Raw genomic sequence first — 20,340 nt, forward strand, 5'->3', positions numbered from 1 at the left:
AGACGCTGGCCGCATCGGACCACTCCGCGGTTTCCTTCCTCGAGGTTTATTCAACGCCTGCCCACACGCGCCGTCGTCACCCACGAGCTCGCGGTCGAGGGCAGGCGTCGAACAAACCTAAGCGACATGTGCCTGATGTCCCACACATGTTTAGGATGTCAGGTTCTCGCAATGCAACGCCTATTGCGAGCGTCGACCACTACCGCTCTGGCCCATCGGGCGATGACCCCGGCTTCTGCTCGGGCCGTGGTCGATCGCTGACCTTCCGCTGCGGCAGCGTGGAACGGGCTTCCTGTATCCCGCGCGCCAGTTTCTCCCGCTGTTGCTGCACCCGAATCAATTCCAGTCGCCTTGCTTCCAGTTGATCATCACCGAACGTGATGTCGAGCCGCTGCGCGACGACGAGTACAACCGTGCGCTCCCGAAAACCCTCACTGCCGCTCACGTCGAGGTGCGGCCCGAACTTCTGGCGTGCGAGCAGCAGGCCCGCAAGCATCGTGTCCCACTGCGCCGCGTTCGAATCGAACACGACACTCCAACCCTCATCGGTGAACTGCCGCTCGCCCCGGTGCAGATAGTCCACGTTGCCGGTCGCCGTATCGACCCGCCAGGTCCAGTGCTCCATCACCTGTGCCCGCTTCGGCGGGAATGGGTCGGCATCCGTTAGGGAAGCCGCCGTAATCCGGTTGCGACGCTCCGGCTCCGGTACAGCCTTTCGTCTGCGGCGTTCGGCATAAGCCCAGCCACGAAGCTGCGCGATCGCCGCTTCGTCTCCCTGCTGGGCCATCATCGCGACCCATTCACGCCAGGTTTGCGGTCGCTTCAGCGCCTGACGCTCCTCCGATTGCCGCTCGCGCTGCACTTCGAGTTCGCGTGCCCGCTCGAAGGCCGATACCGAATACGCCGCCTTGCGCTCGACAGGCGTCAGACCACTGTCGCGGATATGCTCACGCACCTTCCGGTGCCGTTCCAGCCGTGCGCGGTATTCATGCTGGTGCCTGTTGCGCATCTGTCGCCGGGCTGTGTCGGATTCGCGCTGCTGCCGGGCATAGTCGCCGTCATACCGTGTGCGCAGCTCGGCCCGCATCCGGGCACGCGCTTCGCGGCGGGCTGTTCGCGCTTCATCGATATCCCGTTCCAGATAGCTACGTTCCGCACCCGATACCCGGATCACGCGCATCGGCTCCTCCCACGAACCCAGGCGCTTTTCCAGCTTGCCCTTGCCCAACTGCTCATGCACGCTGCTGGCCTTCACTGGCACCAGGTCGTCCCGGCCCTTCGCGTGGATTGCCAGCCCCTGCCCCTTGATGCGCAGCTCCAGCCCGTGTCGGGCCAATGCTTCGTGAACGTCCTGCCACGTCGCCGATGACTGTTTCAGTACAGCCAGCACGTCGCGTTTCGGTTCTCCATCGACGTAGGTGGACAGGCTTTCGGTTCCCGCGAATATCTCCATGTCGCGCGCCCGTGCAGGGCCGGATTTCTGTGGCGTTCGCGGCGCGCGTTCGATGACGGGCTGTCCATCACGCTCCACGACAGCGAACGGCCCGGAGTCATGCTGCCAGCCCTGGTGCAATTCCAGCTCGCGCATGCAGCGATCCAGTTTGAGGTAACTCAGCCCGGGATGCACGGCACGCCCCGTTTCAAGATTCACGCGGTTCACGACAACGTGAAGATGCACATTGTCCGTGTCATGGTGAATGGCAAACACGTATTGATGTTCGTCGGGTTTCATGCCAAGCGCATCGAGCGCGGCACGGCCCGCCTCGAATACCTGCGCCTTGTCCGGTTGCTCCCCTTCACGCCACGAGATGACGAAGTGAAACACCGGGTCACGCACCCGTGCGCTGCGATTCGCCACCGCCCGCATCTCCGCAGGTGCGGTGTCGAGCGACAGGCAGTTCGTGAACGTCGCGATATCGGGAGCGTGCCCGTCATCGGCACGCGTCACGTATTCGATCAGCGACCGGAAACTGGTTCGGCCGTCGCCGCGCTTTTTAGGCACCTTAGCCAGCATCATCGACTCGCCGGATCGCATCAATCACGGCACGCTGGGCGACTTCAATCTGTCCCATCAGCGCCGCACGCTCACCGGCCGAAAGGAAATCCTCGCCACGCAGATGCTTGATCAACCCGCCGATCCTGCGCTGCTCGTTGCCGAGTACCGTGAGCGCGTCGAGCACGCGGCTCGTGGTCACGTTGCGTGTTTTTCGGCCGAGCGCACACGCGCGGAAATACGCTGAAAGCGTCAGGCCGCAGTCGCCGGCCTTCTGCAGGATGGCGGCATGCTCGTCGCCCGTCATGCGCACGCCCACGACGATAGTGCGCTGCCTGTTCTCCGTGCCGCTGGTCATGTGATGCCTCCTCTGGAGCTGATGCCCGTCCTTGGAGCGCGGTGTGCGGGGTCTCGGGGCGGCGCCCTGAGCAGGGGGGTAGCCAGGCACAACGAGCGACAAGCGAGTGGCTGCCTGGCGGTGGGCAACGGCGCGCATGTCGCGCGGTTGCACAACCCTCACCCTGCCCTCACGGTTGATGCACGCCTTCGCAGAAGTAAAACGCCTCGGCACGAACACCGCACAGCCAACGCATGTAATGGCGCAGTGGGCTCGCACACGCCGCGTACCGCGTGGACATCGGCCAAGTCGATAGCAACGCAATACCGACGCAAGACCAGTGTGCATCGCGAACCAGCGCACGTAAGCAAAAATTTGGAAAGCGGAGATTTCAGGTCTGGACAACGGCGAACAACCCCGCATCAATCTGCGCGCTGGCGTAACGGAAAGCGCCCAAACCGGTAACAGATGTGGATCCATTCCTGTGTACGGTTAAGTCATGCCCGGATGGGAACGACGTCAACAGGAACACATGATGACCAGAAAACGGCAACGACCTTCGTCCGATCAGTGGGCCAGACTCGACGCAGCGCTGGAAGGATTGCGTGAGCGAAACCCGCCTGGTACAGCGTCGCCACTGTCACGGGAAATCACCCGACGGGCTGACGCACTGCGCGCAGCGCTCGAATCAGGCTGGCGTATTCGCGATCTCGCGGCGTTCTTCAAGGAATCAGCGGAAATCGACGTGTCGCCCAGCACGATTCAAACAGCATTGCGACAGGCGCTGATCGATTCCACCTCGAAGGCGAAACGCCCTCGCGCGAAACGGCCGCGCAAGCGAAGCGCGCACGATAACGCTCCCGCCGCAACAGCTACGTCATCGGTGCATGAATCCGGAACAGGTCCGGCCCCGGCCCCGGATTCGCGCGTGGCCACAACAGCAGTCAAGGCGGATGTACCCCATCCCCGAACAATCACGCCGCTGGGTTCAACCTTGACCCAGGGTGCAACGAAGCGAGGACAGAGATGAAACGATTCGTGATGGTCTGCGGTGACAAGGGCGGAACAGGTAAAAGCCTTATGGCGAGAGCACTGGCTGACCGGTTCCGGCGCGAGCACCGTGATGCGCTGATCATCGACGGCGATGGAGAGATCGGCAACCTGTTTCAGTTCTATGCGACGCTCGATAAGAATGGCGAACCGGTTGCCGACCAGATTCAGAACGGCGTTGTGCCGATACGCTTCACAGGCCCGGAACGGGAGCGCGACCAGTTGCTCGCAGCCGTCGATCTGGCTCGCCCGTTGATCGTCGCCGACATGCCGGCGGCATCGCTCACGCAACTGAAGCAGTTCGACAGCGATACCGGATTCTTTGCTGAACTGGCGCGCAACGACTACCGACCAACGCTCGTCAATGTCCTGGCACCGTTTAGCGCCAGTACCCGCACAGTACGCGAGATGATTGAACTGGCCGGTAAACAGGCCGACTACGTGGTAGCGATCAATCAATGGTTTGGCGATCACGAAGATTTCTTCATGTGGTATGGCAACGCGCAAGCGGAACCAAACCCGGGCCAGGCCATGCTGCGCGATTCGGGCGGCATCGAGATCGCATTGCCGAAGCTGCAGGCCGGCGTGCTGGTCGCCATCGATGATCTGATGCTGACGTTCTCAGACGCGCGCGAGGATGCCCGGCTCACAACGCCGCAGCGCTCGCGCCTGTATCGCTGGGTCAAGGCGGTCGATGCTGAACTTGACAAGGCGGCTGAATTTCTGGGATTGCACGCCGAACTGCGCGGAGACCGGACATGAGCAAACAGGCTTTCGATGCACTGCTCGAAGAACTCGACGAAGATGAGCGAACCAATATCTATGCGGCAGCAGCAGCCTTTGGATTGAGCTTTGACGATCCATCATGGGTGCCGTTCGCGATCACACGCGTCACGCTCGCGGATCTGAAACAGGAAGCGGACGAGATCGCCGACGAGATTGAAGCGGCTGCCGATCGGGCATTGAACAAGATTGACACCCGGGTCCAGGCCGTCAGCGAACAGGCCCGCAACGTCATCGAAACACAGGCCAAAGCGCTCGGGAACATTCATCGCGCGCTGGAAACGCTGCTCGCCCAAGGCCAGGAACGCTATCGGGCCGAACTGGCGAAGCTCGATGCAGAGCTCATGCAAACACTGGTTAGCGATAGCGCGAACGAAATTGCCCGGCATGTATCGGCCAGCCTCACGGCACACACCACCGAACTGGAACAGTCGCGCAACCGGCTCGGGCAGGCTGTCGATCAAGCCATTACCACTATCGGCGACACGGCCCGCGCGGTAATTAATTCAACACGGCGGAAACTGATGCGTGCGTTGTGGGGTTCAACCGGTGCGACAGCGATTTGTGCCGGCGTGGCGATTGTGCTGATGCTGTTCGTCAGCCATCACGAAGCGGCATCGAATGCAGACCTGCTGCGGGCCTATGCCGCGCAGCGCGACGAGCTGCTCAAACAGATAGACGGCGCAGAGCATCTGCTCACCGCGCAGCATACCGGGCAGTTGTCCTTGCGCTTTTACGGACAGGACCTGTACCTGCTCTCACCGGGCGGAATCGGCGATCTGGCGCGGTGCGGAAACAGTGGCGTGCTCGGCTGGCTACAACCCGGCGGCACACCCTGCGTGCTAATCGGCCGGGCGGGCTAGCCGCTCGTCACAGAGCGGTCCTGCGCACGACGCACATACATAATCGTTACCACATCAATGTATAGGCTCCGTCACGAAACCGATCTTGCTGAGACCGGCGGACTGGGCTTCCGACATTACGTCGGCCACATGCTCATAGGCCACCTTCCGGTCCGCGCGCAGATGCAGTTCGGGCTGCGGGTTCGCCTGCGCCGCTTCGGCGATCTTCGCGCGCAGCGAAGTGTCGTCGACCACCTGTTCCCCCCATAGCACAGTGCCGTCGGCGCGGATCGACACATCGACGTGCGCGGGCTTCACATCCTCGGGCTGGCTGCTCGCATGCGGCAGGTCGATCTTCACGGCGTGCTGCATGACCGGCACCGTCACAAGGAAGATGATCAACAGCACCAGCATGACGTCGACCAATGGCGTCATGTTGATCTCGCTCATCACATCATCGTCATCGTCGGAAAACGAGCTCACTGCCATGTCGCCTCCTCGTTATCCATCGAAGACGACACCAGCTTCGTGTCCGGACGCGCCGGCGTTCCCAGTCGCGAGCCAGTCACGAAATAGGCATGCAGACCGTGTGCGAAGCGGTTCAGCTTCGTCACGGTACCCTTGTTGGTTCGCGTAAGCGCGTTGTAGCCGAGCACGGCCGGTATCGCCACGAACAGCCCGAAGGCAGTCATGATCAGCGATTCGCCGACCGGACCGGCTACGTGGTCGATGGTCGTCTCTCCGCTCGCGCCGATCATGATCAGCGCGTGGTAAATCCCCCAGACCGTGCCGAACAGGCCAACGAACGGCGCCGTGCTGCCGATCGACGCCAGAATGGCGAGGCCGGATTGCAGTCGGGCGACGATGTCGTCCATCGTGTCCTTCAGGCAGCGTGTAATCCAGTCGGAGACGTCCATACGGTCATGCAACTGGGGCTGCGTCTGACGGTGATGCTCGGCCGCCTCCCGGCCCGAGAGCGCGAGGGCGAGCAGTGGATTGCCGGCATACGCTGTGCCGTTGTCCTCCAGCTTGTGCAAGCCTGCCTCAAAATCGTCGGAATGCCAGAAGAAACGCTCGGTATCGCGCACAGTACGCTTCAGCCGCACGACGTTCCAGAGTTTGAGAATGATGACGCTCCACGACAGCAGCGACATCAGGACCAGTACGATCAGGATGCCCCGTGTGACGAAATCGCCCTGCTGCCAGACATTGGCCAAGCCGTAATGCTTCATGCCAGTTTCCTTGTTCCAGATAAACGTGTTCAGTCAGCCAGACTGAAGGTGAAGGGTTGCGAATAGGTGGCACGCACCGGCTTGCCGTCTTCCATGTATGGGTGGCAGGCACTCGCGTGCATCGCGTCCAGCGCGGCGCTGTCAAGCCTCGCGAAACCGCTGCTTTTCTGGAGCCTGACTTCTTCGATAGTCCCGGTCAGGCCGACCACAAACCGGATCACAGCGGTACCGGTCTCGTTCGTGCGCTTCGACAGATAGGGGTAATCCGGTTTTGCGATATTGCAGTCGAGGTGAGCAACGTCCTTCGGCGCGCTTATTGCCAGCGTCGCGCGGTTAATCGCGGGCGCGGCCGGGGCAGCAGCCGGAGCCGCCGCCTGGGCGGCGGGTGCAGGCGCGGGTTCAGTCGCAGCGGCCGAAATTGGGGATGGCACGTCGCTGGGTTTGCCCGGGAACGGCGTGGGTCTGACCGTGACGTGATGCTCGACCGGACGCGGCTTCGGATACGAGTTGGGCGGAACTGGCTGCGGCGGCGCTGACGACTGGAGTGTCGCAGGCGTCACCACGGGTGTCGGGGTTTCGCTAAGGAGCGATGCGGTGATGGTGCGCGATTCAACCGGCTTCTCGACGGGCCGGTCCTGCACGCTCAGCGCGATGACGAGCAGACCAACATGGGCGGCCAGCACGAGTGTGGCAACCGCGACAACACGGTACGCGGATGTCTTGACGGCGCGCTCAGGCGCGGCCCTGTGGAATGTGTTCACGGATGTCGGCGTGGCAACAGGCACAGCCATTGTCAGTCCCTCACCCACCCGAAAGCGTCAACGCGCGTCACTCTGCCAGCAAGCGCTACGGCGGCCGCTACATGGCCCGGCATCGGTAGATCCAGCACCTGGCACCACTGTCCCTTCGACGTGCTAATAATGGACGCAGCACCGTACTGCGTGGTGACACTCAGGTCGGGACCGATGACACCACTAGTGGCGAGCCGGAACACGCTCCGGCGCCACGCCCGCTGTTGGACCAATTCCAGACTCCCCGGCAGATCGGGGAATAACGTCGCAGCAAACCCCGCGTCGGCTTCCGTATTGCTGCCCGCAGCATCCCTGTCCGCGCCCGCAGTAGGCATCCCGATTCCCACGGCCAGCGGGACTGCGCTGATCCCGATGACGATGCACGTACCGGCATAGGCCACATGGATCAAGGGCAGTGATGTCGCTGCACGGACGTGGGGTTGCCCGTCCGCCCCCTCAACAAGATCAACGGCCGCCGGGGAGCAGTTGAGCATGACGGATAGGATGCGGCGCAGGACAGCCCGGCCAACCAGATACCGCCTGGCAAGGGAGGGATTCGGGTAGTACCGTGCCCGTTCGGTTTCGGCGCGTGAGAGCGACGCCAGCCCCTCCTCGCGGGAGATACCGCTCCATTCGGCCCGTACACGCCAGAGAATCAGGCGACCTTCTTCCGGGTATTCTCGATGAGCGGGAGAACGGTAGATCACCTGGTGTGCAATGAAGTCCAGCCCCGGTGTCCTGAAGATGGGGTGGCGTCTGATGGGGCCTGCCGGGTACGGAGCGTATCCCGTCAGTTGCACACTGGTTTCCTCAAGCATCCGGATTTCCCTGATCACGGGCGTGACGTGTGCACAGTCGCCACGGACTTGGCCCAGTCTGTCAGCGAGGTTCGCGATGGCCGGCTTTCGTACTGGAACGACGCGCCCGTTGCCACCTGGACAATCTGTCCGTTTTCGAGGCGGATCACCCGGTCGGCCATATCGAAGTACCGGTCATCGTGCGACACGACGATCAGTGTCTTGCCTTGGCTTTGTCCGGATGGGTAGGAGTTCCCGTGCTGCAGACGCAACTACGCATTTTTGACGCAAACCGGTTTGCCGAAGGCGTTCCACAGGTTGATGATGTTGGCGATGATCACGCCTTCGCCTTGCTGCGATGCAAGCTTCTGCGTCAACAGACGCTCGCCAATGCAACGTTTGATGCGTGAGATCTGCGCCTCGACCAGCGAGCGCACACCGTAGCCGTATTTCTTGTGAAATGCATAGATGCCTTTGTCCTTGATGTATTTGACGATCTGGTCATGCCAGCGGGTGCGCTCCTCGCCGTGTACGACAGCGTGAGCCGGCGGTGGAATGACGGGCGTCACGTCTGAGCGTGAGAACGCTTCGGTGCGCTCGATGCTGTAGTACGCGCCATCGGCAATCACCCGATCCAGCGGCACATCAGCGGGCAGCACGGCGTCCATTGCTTCGCTGTCCGATACTGCGGTAGTGGTGATGCGAATCGCGTGAACGCTCATGTCCGCGTCGATCGACAGATGCATCTTGCGCCACGGCGTGCGCGCGGCCTTCTGACCGTACTTTTCCTCGTACCACTGGCTCGCCCGCCCAAAGCTCAATCCCGTACTGTCGACGACGAGACTGATCTTCTCGCCGCGCGCGAGACGTCGGGCCAATTGCTCGCAACGCTGCGTAACGCTCACCTCTAATGAAGCAAACCGTTCGCCCCGCTGACTGGCGCTTGGCACCGGGATGTCCAGCCCGCGCGTCGCCCAGTAGTCCTCCATATAGCCGGTGATCTGCCGCATCCCCCAGCCAAACAGCCGGTAGAAGGTAAAGATCAGCTCGATGTACGCCGTGGTGTAGGTCGGTTCGCGCCCCGACACACCGGGTGTGCGGATTTTAGCGTTAATGAACTGCGCCTTCAGATCACCGCCTGGAACATACAGGCTGATCATGCCGCGCTTTCTCAGGCTCAGGCTATACGCCCGCGCGTTCGTCACCTGGTACCCAGGTTTCTTGCGCTTGCGCGGCTCGCCCGTTTTAAGTCTGGCTTTGTATGGCATTATTCAGGCCGGCTTTATGATGTTGCGCTTTTACACAACCCGCCGCATCTTTGCAATACCCCCATCCGGACTGAGCCCCGGTCCTGCGCAGATTCCCCGGCGCGCCTCCCGAGTACACGGCATCCGTGCCCAAGCCGGCATGAACCAGGCATCACTTCGCCAAACATTTAATCCAGTGGTCACGTGTTCGAGTCACGTATGGCGTAGCAAAAACATTAAGGGATTACGTGACGCCCCTTTTGATTTGTGCCGCTCAACCTCCGTCTGCATAAGATCCAGGACAATGTGGCCTCGCGGGCGAATTGGCACCGGCTCGCTACGATTTAGAGACCAATCCTCTTTATAAATTTTCGGACGTTTAAGGCCTGACCGCCCGCTGTGTCTCCCCCTTTTTACCTGCGGGCTCGAGGCTTTGCAATGCGACTTCAAATAGTTATCCTGATTACCTAGTTAGCGTAGGATGGTGGCTGATCGCCTTTCCGATAAATCGTCGGATTGTCGATTACTCCGTATTCGGTGCCCCAACGCTTGTGAATCATTTCATAGGTGCCCGTCTTGATCAGGTGAAGATAGGCAGCCCGAATAGCCTTGAGCAGACCGTCGCTGTCGTCGGTGCGTGCGACCGCAGTTGCAGTTGGGCCGCCACCCACCTTGCCAGATGCGATGAATGGTTGTCCTTCGCTGATTAACGCGACGCCAACCTCATGCCCAGTGAGAACCGCATCCACGCGGTGGCTGGACAGTGCAAGCGTGGCATCCGACATCTCAGGGAAGTTGCTGACCTCCGGTGCTGGCTTTCCCGCCTCCTTGCAACGTTGCGTGCCGCTTGCCATAGCCGGAACTCCGGAGGAGCCCGCAAGGATTGCGATCTTGTGACCGCAGACGTCAGAGAGACTTTTCGGTATGTAGGTGCTGTCCTTATTTACGACGAAGGCGTCGTAATTGCTCCATTCAGTGACGAAGTCGGCCACTTCCATGCGATCCTGGCGGACGAAATACTCTCCCATGCCGATATCGTATTTCCTCGCCTGAAGACCGAGCAGAATAGACGGAAAATCCATGGTCGTGATGATGGGCTTCAGCCCCATGGTTTGAGCAACTGCTGTCGCCATTTCCGGCATCATGCCGACCTGCTTGCCTCCCGCCGTGAAAGAGTAGGGCCGGTATTTGGTCATCATCGCGATATCCAACGTGCCGCGCCTCTTGATGCTGGCTGGCACAAGCGCGGCTACGGCTGGATCCGGCTGAAGCACTCCGATCTGCCCGGTTGGCAACGATTGGCTGTAACCGACGTGCGCAAACAGCATCGATGCGACGAAGGTAGCAAGGGGCTTTTTCCAAGTTGGCATTTAGGTTTCCTAACACATGGTCATTGGTGACCGGTAGATGATAACCGGTCACAATGACGTGTCAATATGATATGTGATATATTACCCACTACCTGTACTCAACAACCTAGGAGAATTGATGCGATCTCAGTCTCACTATACCGTTGTGGACGTGCACTCTGCAGGTGCCCAGGCGCGTGTCGTCATCGGTGGAATTCCACAGGCGCCTGGAGCGTCCATTAACGATAAGCGACTGTATCTCCGAGAGAATTTCGATCACGTGCGCAAAATCCTCATGTATGAACCCCGGGGCAGCGCACAGATGAGCGGGAGCCTGATCGTAGAGCCCTGCGATCCGCGTGCGGATATGGGTATCATCTTTATCGAGAGCGGGGGGTGGCTCACCATGTGCGGCGCCGGTACGATTGGCGCCGCGACGGCGCTGGTCGAAACCGGTATGTTCCCGGCGAGGGAGCCGCAAACGACAATCGTCTTCGACACGCCAGCCGGGTTGGTGACAGCTCTGGTTGAGGTCAAGGATGGGAGCGTAAAGGGTGTCTCCCTCGAGAACGTGCCGTCTTATCTAGCGGTCAAGGATCACCGAATCGACATCCCTGAGTACGGCGGCGTCGACGTGGACATTGCCTATGGGGGCAACTTCTACGTTATCGTGCCCGCCGCCCGCTTCGGGCTCGAGATCAAGCCGCAGCTGGCCGAGCAATTGATCAAAGTCGGAAGAGACGTCCGCGCTCGGACGAATGCCACGATTTCGATCAAGCATCCCTTGGAAGAAACGACCACGAAAATCCCGAATGTCATCTTCACGGGCCCGGGGAGCCGGGCCGACGCGCATCGCAATCTCGTGCTATTCGGTGAGGCTGGTGTCGACCGCTCGCCTGGCGGGACCGGTACTTCGGCACGAATGGCGCAGCTATATGGCCACGGTGAATTGGGACTTGGCGAAACTTTCGTCCACGAGAGCATTATCGGCTCGGTTTTCGAAGGAAGGTTGACGCACAGCGTCGTCGTTGCCGGCACCTCGATGGTCGTTCCGCGCATTAAGGGCCGCGCCTTCATCATCGGCCTGCGCAATTTCTACGTCGATCCCGGTGATCCGTTTCAAGAGGGCTTTGGCGTTGGCTATGCCGCTGACGCCAAGCGTCCCAGTGCACCCTTCGTCAAGGTTCCCGCATGAAATCTATCGTTCAATACTCAGTCATCGATGCCCACAGCGCGGGCGCACCGGCCCGCGTGGTTGTCGGAGGCGTTCCAGCCGTTCCCGGAAGCACGATCGCCGAAAAGCGCGTCCATCTCATGGAAAATCGCGACGAGATCCGCAAGCTGCTGATGTACGAGCCGCGCGGCAGTTCGGAAATGTGCGGCAGCATTCTCATGCGACCGTGCAACAGCCAGGCGGACATCGGCATCGTATTCATCGAAACCGGGGGGTGGCCGACGATGTGCGGCGCAGGCACAATTGGGGCTGCGACCGTCATGGTCGAAAACGGTTATGTGACTGTCATAGAACCTATGACCCGCATTACCTTCGACACGCCGGCCGGCCTGGTCGCCGCGGATGTGGAAGTATCCGATGGCCAGGTGAATGGGGTAACGATCCAAAACGTTGCCTCGTACATGGTAGCGCCGGACCAGATCCTCGACGTTCCGGGCCATGGCACGGTCAGCGTCGATGTCGTCTATGGAGGCAATTACTACGCGCTCGTGCCTGCATCAACGCTGGGGCTGGAGATTCGCCCGGATTTCGCCGAAAACCTCGTCCTGGCCGGACGGACGGTCCGCGACAGTGTCAACCGCGACCTGCGGCTCACCGACCCCGTAACGGGAAAGAAATTTGACGTGCCGATGGTCATCTTCACCGAAGAAATGAACGAGGGCGGCACCTACCGTAATCTGGTGTTCTTTGGCGAATCGGGCGTTGATCGCTCGCCAGGAGGCACCGGAACCTCCGCCCGCATGGCCCAGCGTCATTTCCACGGTCAACAAGCGGTCGGCGAGAAGTTCGCGCACGAGAGCATCGTCGGCTCCATTTTCGAAGGTGCCTTCGTGGAGACAAAGATGCTGGGGAACATCGAGGCCATCGTTCCGAGGATCCGGGGGCGAGCGCATATCATCGCACAGTCGACGTTCCTGCTTGATCCGGAAGATCCATTCGTGGAAGGCTTCGGTGTCGGCTATGCTAGCGACGCATCGTGTCCGAGGGCATGAGCAACACTACCAGATAGGATCGGCATAGGGGACGGTCGTAAGGCCGTATCCCTGCTACACCACCCGCCATGCGGGTCCGCACCGGGCGGTTCGGGAAGTTGAGGTTAGGATTGCCGGGGGACGCCCGGGCGAGTGAGGTATGCGATGCTCAACACGCTCTTGAGCAGCCGGTCACTATTTCGCCACCAGCGACGGCTGTTCGCCGCCAGCTGTTTTGCCACAGACTCCGGCGCGCCCAGCCCGCACAGCTCCCGGTAAATCGTGGAGCCACGGCGCCAATGTTTGAGCTGGATCGCACGCAACCGATAACACATCCACTTATGCAGCTCGCGCCAGACCTTCGGTGTTTGCGCCAGCCGGAAGTATGCCTTCCAGCCCTGACATAGGACCGTAGCCGCCCCACAACGCCGTTCATGCTCCCCCCGCCTGAGCGCAATGCATCGGCGCCATCACGGCCTTATTACATCTCCACCGCGCGAACTCAAAAATAGACTCCAGTCCCGCATAATACGAACGGAACAGCTTTGGCTGCTTCTTCGACTACACGTAAAGTGGTAATATTTTACCGCTTATCGACTGCGTGTGACAATTTTAACGTGAATTGCTTTAAAATAGAAGGCTTCGCGAACAGATGCCCCGCCTCCGTAGAGGATCAAATGGATATAGCCCTTCAACACACGAACCTACGCGATCAAGCCCTAGCGGTTTTGAAACTAAGGCTGGTCTCCGGCGACATCGCGCCCGGGAAGATTTACTCAGCGGCCGCCCTAGCGACTGAATTGGGCGTATCCAACAGCCCCGTGCGAGAGGCGATGTTGACCCTCGTCAACGAAGGACTAATGGAAACGGTAAAGAATCGCGGATTTCGAGTCGTACCCATAAGCGATAAAGAACGACGCAACATCTATGAATTGCGCAAGCTCATTGAGGTCCCCGCAATGAGCAAGCTGGCGACGATGCATAAAAAAATCGCGGAACATAGCGAGGAACTCCATACGGTCGCGGCCTCTATGGTTGAGTTTGCGAAATCCGGAGATATTGTGAGTTACCTGGGTGCCGATCGAAATTTTCATCTCACCTTGCTGGGATTCCTCGAGAACGAACGGCTTACCTCAATTGTGGAAAATTTGCGCGAGCAGAGTCGTCAGTATGGTCTCAAAGCCTTGTCGGCGCGAGGTGAACTCGCCAAGTCAGCGGAAGGGCACAAACCACTTCTGGAGGCGATCCTGGCAGGCGACAAAAAACTCGTCACGAAGCTGATGACAGACCATATCAGTCATCTCATCAGCGACTGGGCAAACTAAGGCGACAACCTCCGAAAAACTTCATCTGCGAGCGCCTTGAAGGGATAGTTACATCGCCGCCGCCCTGACTTTCAGCAGAAAGGCCGCCGTCCCGAAGCAGGCTACGCCCTGTACTTGGTTACTGCACCCGGGAGTTTGCTCCACTCCGCATACCACGCATTAAAGAGCTTGAACTGCGCCTCGACGTAGCCAAGCTGGCTTTCGTTCAGCTTGTCCGTTTCATTAAAGTGCAGGGTATATTCCTGATCGCCCTTGAGCACCATGAGATGTTTGAAATACAGGACAAGATCCGGACCTTCATCAAATGACGACAGTACGGCAAGCGCCTGTTCCAGCTGCTGCGCTCGCTGACGGGCATCAACGTCGCCAGTTGCTGCTGCCTGCGCGAGGTTACACAAGTGAATGACTTCCTCAGGAAGCACGTTGCCGATGCCGGTGATTGCGCCAGTTGCGCCACAGTTAACGAAACCATGTACGACGGCAGTATCCACTCCGACCATCAGTGTGACATTATCGTCCCGACTTGTGATGTTCTCGGCCGCGTACAGCAAGTCGTCGGCACCCCCGAACTCCTTGAAGCCGATCAGATTGGAATGTTCCGCCCGGAGTGCAAAAAATAGATCTGCGCGCGTCGCAAATCCATAATAGGGGCTGTTGTAAATCACAGCAGGCAGACCCGGAGCAGCGGACAGGATCGCCTTAAAATGGGCTTTCTGAGCCGCGACAACGGGCCCGCGGGACAGAACGCGCGGAATCACCATCAGTCCCTTTGCGCCAATTTTCTGTGCATGGGCAGCATGAGCGACAGCAGAGGCCGTGTTTATGGCACCGGTGCCGACGATAACAGGAATGCCCGCTTCCACGAGCCGCCCCACGCCTTCCATACGCTGCTGGTCCGTAAGAAGTGGCCAGTCGCCCATCGATCCACAGTAGACCACTGCGGACATTCCCGCTTCAATCAACTCCCTGCCCTTCTCAACGAGCGCATCGTAGTTAGGGCTGCGGTCAGTGTTACACGGCGTCATGAGCGCTGGAATAACGCCCGAGAAAATGTTCATACTCATCTGGAATCCTGTCAGAGCATCGCGCATAAATGCCGATGCCTATTTGAATGTTTACCAATGTACCATTGCGGCTTGCCGCTGTATCCGTAGCACAATGACGCTCAAGGCGCTGATATCCCCACTACCTTAGAGACAGGTCAGCTAATGCTGAACAACGGTTTGCCTAGCGATTCCGCGTCAACATCGATACCCAGGCCTGGACCGGTCGGTGCGGATCCCCGTCCATTTACGGAACGCGGCAGATAGCCCGCAACGTGCTCTCGAGTCCAGTCATTGAAGAACGATGCATGAAGGAAAGATTCGGGAGTTGCGCTAGCCGCAACGTGCGCAATAGCAGCCGTCGCAACATCGCCACCCCAGACGTCTTCGATGCACATAGTCATTCCTAACTCGGCTGCTGCTTCCCTGATCCGAACTGCGGCGCTAATCCCACCAAGTCGCCCGAGCTTCAGGTTGATCGACCCGGCTCCCGCTTCATATTTCGCCCGGTAAAGTTCTGCCATGTTCACCACTGGCTCATCAAGGACGAGCGGCAAGGTGCTAGAGCGCTGGACGATCGCGCAGTCTGCGATATCGCGGCAAGGTTGCTCAACGTAGACATTCAGGCCCGCGAGACCGCGCACAGCGATAATTGCTGCCTGCAGATTCCAACCACCATTCGAGTCCGCAATGATGACCGCGTCATCACCGGCATTTTCCACGACACTCCGGGTCCGACGAATGTCGTCGTAGGGATCATTCCCCACCTTCACCTGGAAACGCCGGATACCATCCGCACTGCGCCTACGTACGAATTCGACCATCTCTGCTGGCGAAGCAAGCGGAACAGCTTCGTAAAGCGGAAAGCTCTCTTGCAGAACACCGCCGAGCAGAGCAGAAATCGGACGATTGCAGGCACGGCCAAAAATGTCCCAGCAAGCGATGTCGATCGCACTCTTTGCGCTTTTCTGTCCGAGCAGCACACTATCCATCACTCGACTCACGAGGGAGACGTTGGTTGCATCCAAGCCAATCAAATGAGGCGCCATTTCTTTGATAGCTGCACGCACGCCCTCACCAAAAGCTGGTAGATAGGTGCCACCTAGGGTTGAGGCTTCGCCCCATCCTTCTAGTCCGTCTGATGTGCGGACTCGAACAAGCGTCGAAAGCTGTGAGACTGCGGCTCGTCCATTGGACATGACATACTCGCCGTGCGCATAGCTCAGGGCATACCCAAAGACGTCAATTGATTGAATTTGCATAGTCTTGATCTGTTGTCTAAGTGATCGATATCTGATCGATCGTTCTACCGCGAATACATTCGATATCAGTCATTGTCGGCGGTAGACCCGACAATCACCGACTAAACCGGCTTGCAATGAACCTCGACCTATATCTGGGAACTGTTACCGCCCAACCGCCTTTCGCATTGCTTCGGAACAGTTGCGACCGCCCTGAACCAGAAAGTTGGTATCAAGTCCATAGGTCATCAGGTTAAATCCGAAGTCGCGGTAGACCGGAACATAGTCGAGCGAGGCGACGTCGATGCCCGCACCGATGCCGTTCTTGCGCGCTGCTTCTGCAACGCGCCTGCATGCTGCACGCAAACCATCAGAGAGTTGACCGAGTGGCAACCCGAGCGACATGGAAAGATCTGCCGGGCCAAGGTAAAGCGCGTCGATACCCGGCGTTGCAGCAATATCTTCGACCGCCTCAAGCGCGGCGGCCGTCTCGATCTGTACCACAGTCGCCGTCTCGTTGGCTACGCTCACGTAGCTCGCTTCGTCCAGGTAATAGTTCGACGCCCGTAGCGGCCCGATGCCTCTCAGACCAACCGGCGGATATTTCGCTGCCGAGACAACCGCCGATGCTTCCCGCCCTGAATTGACCATCGGCACAATCAGCGCCGTCACACCGTTGTCCAGCGCCGCCTTGATCAGATCCGGTGTGTTCGCCCTGACCCGGTAAAGCACCGGCATGCTGAATTTCTCGGTCGACGGCAGAAGCGTGTAGAGAATGTCCGGAGGAACCGGAGCGTGCTCACCATCGAGCAGAATGAAGTCAAAGCCCGTCTGGGCCATCAGCTCGGCGACCATCGGATGCGGTACGTGCATCCACGTGCCAAGAAGCGGCTTGCCAGACCGGATCTTCTCGGCGAACTCCTTGAACTGCGTCATCTCCCTGCCCCCGATCCTTTATCCAATAGTCGATAATATATTACCGGTAAGCGGTGGCAGTCAATATGCCAAAATAAAAAATGTCCTGGTTGCGCCACTTTTTTGCAGATCTTCGCCCTTGGCGGCGCCCGGGCGAGCAAAGATAGAGTTCATTGCGACCTTTCCGATCAATGTGTACAGTAATCGATAACCGGTAGACGCTAGCGCACCTTGGCGCTGACGACATGCCGTGCGTGCACACCTAACCTCAGGAGTTTCAATGCAAGCAGACAACGAACCGGCTCAGTGGATCAACTGGGCCAGGAATCAGTCGTTCACGCCTTCCAAATTTATCGTTCCTGTAGACGAGGACGAGGCAGTCAGTTTGATGCGGAGGGAAATCCTTGCTCGCAGACCTGTGCGGGTAGTTGGCGGTAATCATGCATTCAGCCCCATCCTCGAGACTTCGGGCGCGCTGTTTGATCTTTCGAAAACCGAACGGATCATCTCGATCGACGATGCTGCCAGTGAAGTACTTGTGTCGGGGGGGTGTCGTCTGTCGTTCCTGGGTGCCCCGCTGTGGCAACACGGGCTGGCACTAGCCAATCAGGGCGATATCGATGTCCAGTCGGTCGCTGGAGCGATCGCTACCGGAACGAAAGGGTCAGGGATCACCACAGGATCGATTTCTTCAGTAGTAAACAGGCTGCAAATCCTCAACGGTCTCGGGGAGGTTATCGAGATCGATGCCGCTACGCCCGAACTTCTCCGCGCAGGACAGGTGTCGCTCGGGCTGTTGGGTCCTGTTCTCCGGGTTGGAATACGCGTTGCGCCAGCGTATCAATTGCAGGAGGAATTCAGGATTCTGGACTGGAAAGACCTGGTCGACCAGTGGGACGACCTGCTTGCCACGCATCATCATTTTTCATTCTGGTGGATGCCGACCGAACGATCTCACGAGATGTATCGATTACCGGTTACGCCCAAAGATCATTGCTTCATTAAGCTTCTTAAAAAGCTTCCGGCCGATACTCCCACGCCATCTGTCGGTAACCCTGTCCGGATTGATCGCTCCTATCGGATTTACCCAGACGGCACAACTGAAGCGAAGTTCCACGAAATGGAGTACATGGTCGATGCAAAGCACGCCCGCGACGCAGCCCAGTTGATTCGTGAACTTATGCTGACAAAATTCCCGAATGACATCTCACCACTCCAGGTGCGGTGGCAACGTGGTGATCATGGGTACATCTCCCCGCAAGGAGGCAGAAACAGCACGTCACTCTCCGTCTCAGGCGAGATAGGCAGCGACTACTTTCCGTTCCTGCGCGCGGTCGACCATGAACTTCTACCCTTCGATGCCAGACCGCATTGGGGAAAGGTGCATTTCCTGACGAGAGATCGTGCAGAAAAGGTCTATCCGGATCTAGACAAATTTATCCGCATTCGTCGATCAATGGACCCGCATGGGCTCTTCCTCAACCCGCATCTTGCAGAACTTTTTTCTTAAATACGAAGGCGGCGCATTGCTCCGCCTTCTTCTCTCAGGACGACCGCAATCTTTCTCGCACTCTCATTACTGAATCATGCGCGGAGGCAGCTGCAATTTCCATGTTGCCGATCTCCGCGAAATAATCCCCCGCGAGGTCAATTTTGATGTCTGCGCGACAACAATACTCAAGTATTGGATCGAAATTGAAATTGACAGCTCGACAAGCGTTCCCAGGCGTCCACTTGGCAATCCTTGTCTCCGTAATGTGCCCTGCCAGCATCGGATAGATTTTCAGCAGGTCAGCGAGAAATCGTTCCTGAATTTCTTGTTCACTTAGTTTCAGCAGTTCCCCGGCGCCGCGACCGCCCCGATAAACCATCAGACTTCCACCCGGATTACGCTTTCCGTCCTTAACGCGGAGCGGATTAGCATGATTGAACAGCATATCGAAGGACGCGCCAGGCGTAGTCACAGCATAAATGTCATCAAACGGCATGGGGCTAACCTCGTCCGTGATGATACCCATCGATACGAAAGGTCCGTACTGGACGCCCTGAAGGGTTTTATCGACATCGGCGGGAAGAGACTTCACAATCTGCCGTGTTACGAATGCTGGAGTAGTAACGATCACCTGGCGAGCCCTGACAGTTTCGCGCTGCCCATTGCGCTCATAATCCACTATCACCTGCCCACCCTCGTCGATCACATCTGTGACAGTCGTTCCGAGGATAACGCGCTCTCCCAAAGCTTTAGCAACCTCTTCGCCTAAGCGACCAGACCCGCCCTTAAGATTCAGGGCAGTGCTGCCTTTTCCACCCCAGACTGTGCCGAAAAGCGAAACGCCGACGCCGGCCGTCTGGTCTTCCACATCTACCGCTGCCCGTCGCAGCGCAGTGGAAAAAAGATTGTCGATACGACCTGCGGGACGACCGAGAAAATCTCGAAACGAGAAATCGGACATGAACCTTGCAACGCGCTCGCGACGCCGCATGGGAGTCTCATTCGCCACGGGCAGAAGTACCTTCCTCCAACCCTTCACCGACGTCATAAGGCGCAGGCCAATGCGGACGAACGATACACGCTCGATCAACGTCAGCGGAAGAATAAGGGGCATCAACATCGCCGACTTCGGCGAATGTACTTTCCCGTCGAACCAGATTGCAAATTTGTTTCCTGGAATCTCGATTACTTCGAGACCAAGACTGGACATCATGTTTCTGACATGCGAACCCGGTTGAGGGAACAGATGTCCGCCGAGATTGAGCCAATAGTCTCCCATCTTGATGGAGTGCAACCGGCCGCCTAAGCGGTCCTGCTTCTCCAGCAAGAGGATCTTCTTCTCGCGTAATTCCCAAGCAGCTGTCATCCCCGCGGGGCCACCGCCGATCACCACGACATCATAGAGCTGATCATTTAACATTCTTGTTCTCTGATACGTCACTGCTTCATCGAAGTAGATGCGCCCCACGTATCCGAGAGCACATAGCCTTCGGGAAAAGGGACGCCTGGGTCCAATTGATAGCCGTGCTGGCCAGTTATCCAGGCGCGGGCGGTCATTTCGGAAACGATCGCTGGACAGCCTGCTACATCTGCAAGCAAAGGAACACGGCCGATGAAGCGGCAGTCCATAATCGACTCGTGAATGAGGGCATCTCCTTCATCAGTCCCCGCAGTTGCAGGACCGCGATCAACGCTTTA

20 protein-coding genes and 2 pseudogenes are annotated in these 20,340 nt (G+C 58.6%); 7 read left to right on the forward strand and 15 right to left on the reverse strand.

The annotated features are described in order from the left end of the window. Positions 1-199: 199 nt before the first annotated feature. The gene (gene traI, locus FQ755_RS26880; protein ID WP_186308671.1) at positions 200-2,017 is read right to left on the reverse strand and encodes a TraI/MobA(P) family conjugative relaxase; all 1,818 of its coding nucleotides are present in this window, start codon (positions 2,015-2,017) and stop codon (positions 200-202) included. After that, entirely contained in the window at positions 2,004-2,351 is a 348-nt protein-coding gene (locus FQ755_RS26885) for a plasmid mobilization protein (RefSeq protein ID WP_144158055.1), read from the reverse strand. Before FQ755_RS26885 ends, traI begins: the two co-directional genes overlap by 14 nt. Positions 2,352-2,862: 511 nt before the next feature. Here FQ755_RS26885 and FQ755_RS26890 point away from each other — a divergent pair. Genes FQ755_RS26890 through FQ755_RS26900 form a run of 3 tightly spaced genes read left to right on the forward strand, consistent with a single transcriptional unit; the run spans position 2,863 to position 5,026 of the window. Beyond that, positions 2,863-3,360 carry a helix-turn-helix domain-containing protein gene (locus FQ755_RS26890; RefSeq protein ID WP_144158056.1) on the forward strand — a complete coding sequence of 166 codons (498 nt, stop codon included), beginning with the start codon at positions 2,863-2,865 and terminating at the stop codon, positions 3,358-3,360. Further along, entirely contained in the window at positions 3,357-4,142 is a 786-nt protein-coding gene (locus tag FQ755_RS26895; RefSeq protein WP_144158057.1) for a cobalamin biosynthesis protein CobQ, read from the forward strand. Before FQ755_RS26890 ends, FQ755_RS26895 begins: the two co-directional genes overlap by 4 nt. Next, a complete protein-coding gene (locus FQ755_RS26900; RefSeq protein ID WP_144158058.1) occupies positions 4,139-5,026 on the forward strand; it encodes a hypothetical protein in 888 nt (295 codons plus the stop codon). The genes FQ755_RS26895 and FQ755_RS26900 overlap by 4 nt, the downstream gene beginning before the upstream one ends. A gap of 54 nt (positions 5,027-5,080) precedes the next feature. Here the strand turns inward: FQ755_RS26900 and FQ755_RS26905 are convergent, their stop codons facing one another. From FQ755_RS26905 to FQ755_RS26935, 7 genes are all read right to left on the reverse strand, one after another. Beyond that, positions 5,081-5,494 carry an ExbD/TolR family protein gene (locus FQ755_RS26905; protein ID WP_144158059.1) on the reverse strand — a complete coding sequence of 138 codons (414 nt, stop codon included), beginning with the start codon at positions 5,492-5,494 and terminating at the stop codon, positions 5,081-5,083. Continuing rightward, positions 5,485-6,237: a MotA/TolQ/ExbB proton channel family protein gene (locus tag FQ755_RS26910; RefSeq protein WP_144158060.1), complete on the reverse strand. Its 753-nt coding sequence runs from the start codon at positions 6,235-6,237 to the stop codon at positions 5,485-5,487. Before FQ755_RS26910 ends, FQ755_RS26905 begins: the two co-directional genes overlap by 10 nt. Positions 6,238-6,266: 29 nt before the next feature. Further along, positions 6,267-6,998, reverse strand: coding sequence for an energy transducer TonB (locus tag FQ755_RS26915; protein ID WP_260858883.1), 732 nt, complete (start codon positions 6,996-6,998; stop codon positions 6,267-6,269). A 32-nt stretch (positions 6,999-7,030) separates the two neighbouring features. Next, positions 7,031-7,846 (reverse strand): 4'-phosphopantetheinyl transferase family protein, encoded by an 816-nt coding sequence (locus FQ755_RS26920; protein ID WP_144158062.1) that lies wholly within the window; start codon positions 7,844-7,846, stop codon positions 7,031-7,033. A gap of 14 nt (positions 7,847-7,860) precedes the next feature. Beyond that, positions 7,861-8,034 carry a hypothetical protein gene (locus tag FQ755_RS26925; protein WP_186308673.1) on the reverse strand — a complete coding sequence of 58 codons (174 nt, stop codon included), beginning with the start codon at positions 8,032-8,034 and terminating at the stop codon, positions 7,861-7,863. A gap of 63 nt (positions 8,035-8,097) precedes the next feature. After that, positions 8,098-9,093 (reverse strand): IS5 family transposase, encoded by a 996-nt coding sequence (locus tag FQ755_RS26930; RefSeq protein WP_144158064.1) that lies wholly within the window; start codon positions 9,091-9,093, stop codon positions 8,098-8,100. A gap of 446 nt (positions 9,094-9,539) precedes the next feature. Continuing rightward, on the reverse strand, positions 9,540-10,442 hold the full coding sequence (locus tag FQ755_RS26935) for a transporter substrate-binding domain-containing protein (RefSeq protein WP_144158065.1): 903 nt from the start codon (positions 10,440-10,442) through the stop codon (positions 9,540-9,542). 118 nt (positions 10,443-10,560) lie between these two features. Here FQ755_RS26935 and FQ755_RS26940 point away from each other — a divergent pair, with 118 nt between their 5' ends. Continuing rightward, positions 10,561-11,616 (forward strand): proline racemase family protein, encoded by a 1,056-nt coding sequence (locus FQ755_RS26940; RefSeq protein ID WP_144158066.1) that lies wholly within the window; start codon positions 10,561-10,563, stop codon positions 11,614-11,616. Further along, complete coding sequence (locus FQ755_RS26945; RefSeq protein WP_144158067.1) at positions 11,613-12,647, forward strand: proline racemase family protein; 1,035 nt, start codon at positions 11,613-11,615, stop codon at positions 12,645-12,647. The genes FQ755_RS26940 and FQ755_RS26945 overlap by 4 nt, the downstream gene beginning before the upstream one ends. A gap of 104 nt (positions 12,648-12,751) precedes the next feature. Here the strand turns inward: FQ755_RS26945 and FQ755_RS26950 are convergent. Then, positions 12,752-13,080 (reverse strand): annotated as a pseudogene (locus FQ755_RS26950) (group II intron maturase-specific domain-containing protein); the annotation flags it as partial. 223 nt (positions 13,081-13,303) lie between these two features. On the opposite strand from FQ755_RS26950, the gene FQ755_RS26955 reads away from it, so the two are divergent. Next, a complete protein-coding gene (locus FQ755_RS26955) occupies positions 13,304-13,951 on the forward strand; it encodes a GntR family transcriptional regulator (protein WP_144158068.1) in 648 nt (215 codons plus the stop codon). Between the two features lie 101 nt (positions 13,952-14,052). On the opposite strand, the gene FQ755_RS26960 is transcribed toward FQ755_RS26955, so the two are convergent. The 3 genes from FQ755_RS26960 to FQ755_RS26970 form a co-directional block, all read right to left on the reverse strand. After that, positions 14,053-15,015: a dihydrodipicolinate synthase family protein gene (locus tag FQ755_RS26960; protein WP_144158069.1), complete on the reverse strand. Its 963-nt coding sequence runs from the start codon at positions 15,013-15,015 to the stop codon at positions 14,053-14,055. A 137-nt stretch (positions 15,016-15,152) separates the two neighbouring features. Further along, positions 15,153-16,256: a mandelate racemase/muconate lactonizing enzyme family protein gene (locus FQ755_RS26965; RefSeq protein ID WP_144158070.1), complete on the reverse strand. Its 1,104-nt coding sequence runs from the start codon at positions 16,254-16,256 to the stop codon at positions 15,153-15,155. Positions 16,257-16,400: 144 nt separating this feature from the next. Next, entirely contained in the window at positions 16,401-17,171 is a 771-nt protein-coding gene (locus FQ755_RS26970) for an HpcH/HpaI aldolase family protein (protein ID WP_144158071.1), read from the reverse strand. 259 nt (positions 17,172-17,430) lie between these two features. Here FQ755_RS26970 and FQ755_RS26975 point away from each other — a divergent pair, with 259 nt between their 5' ends. Continuing rightward, positions 17,431-18,660 carry a D-arabinono-1,4-lactone oxidase gene (locus tag FQ755_RS26975; RefSeq protein ID WP_144158072.1) on the forward strand — a complete coding sequence of 410 codons (1,230 nt, stop codon included), beginning with the start codon at positions 17,431-17,433 and terminating at the stop codon, positions 18,658-18,660. Positions 18,661-18,694: 34 nt separating this feature from the next. Here FQ755_RS26975 and FQ755_RS26980 read toward each other — a convergent pair whose 3' ends face one another. Next, on the reverse strand, positions 18,695-20,062 hold the full coding sequence (locus tag FQ755_RS26980) for a flavin monoamine oxidase family protein (protein WP_144158073.1): 1,368 nt from the start codon (positions 20,060-20,062) through the stop codon (positions 18,695-18,697). 17 nt (positions 20,063-20,079) lie between these two features. Beyond that, positions 20,080-20,292: pseudogene (locus tag FQ755_RS38790) on the reverse strand (proline racemase family protein); the annotation flags it as partial. Positions 20,293-20,340 lie beyond the last annotated feature (48 nt).

This window comes from Paraburkholderia sp. BCC1885, assembly GCF_900996235.1.
Taxonomy (GTDB): Bacteria; Pseudomonadota; Gammaproteobacteria; order Burkholderiales; family Burkholderiaceae; genus Paraburkholderia.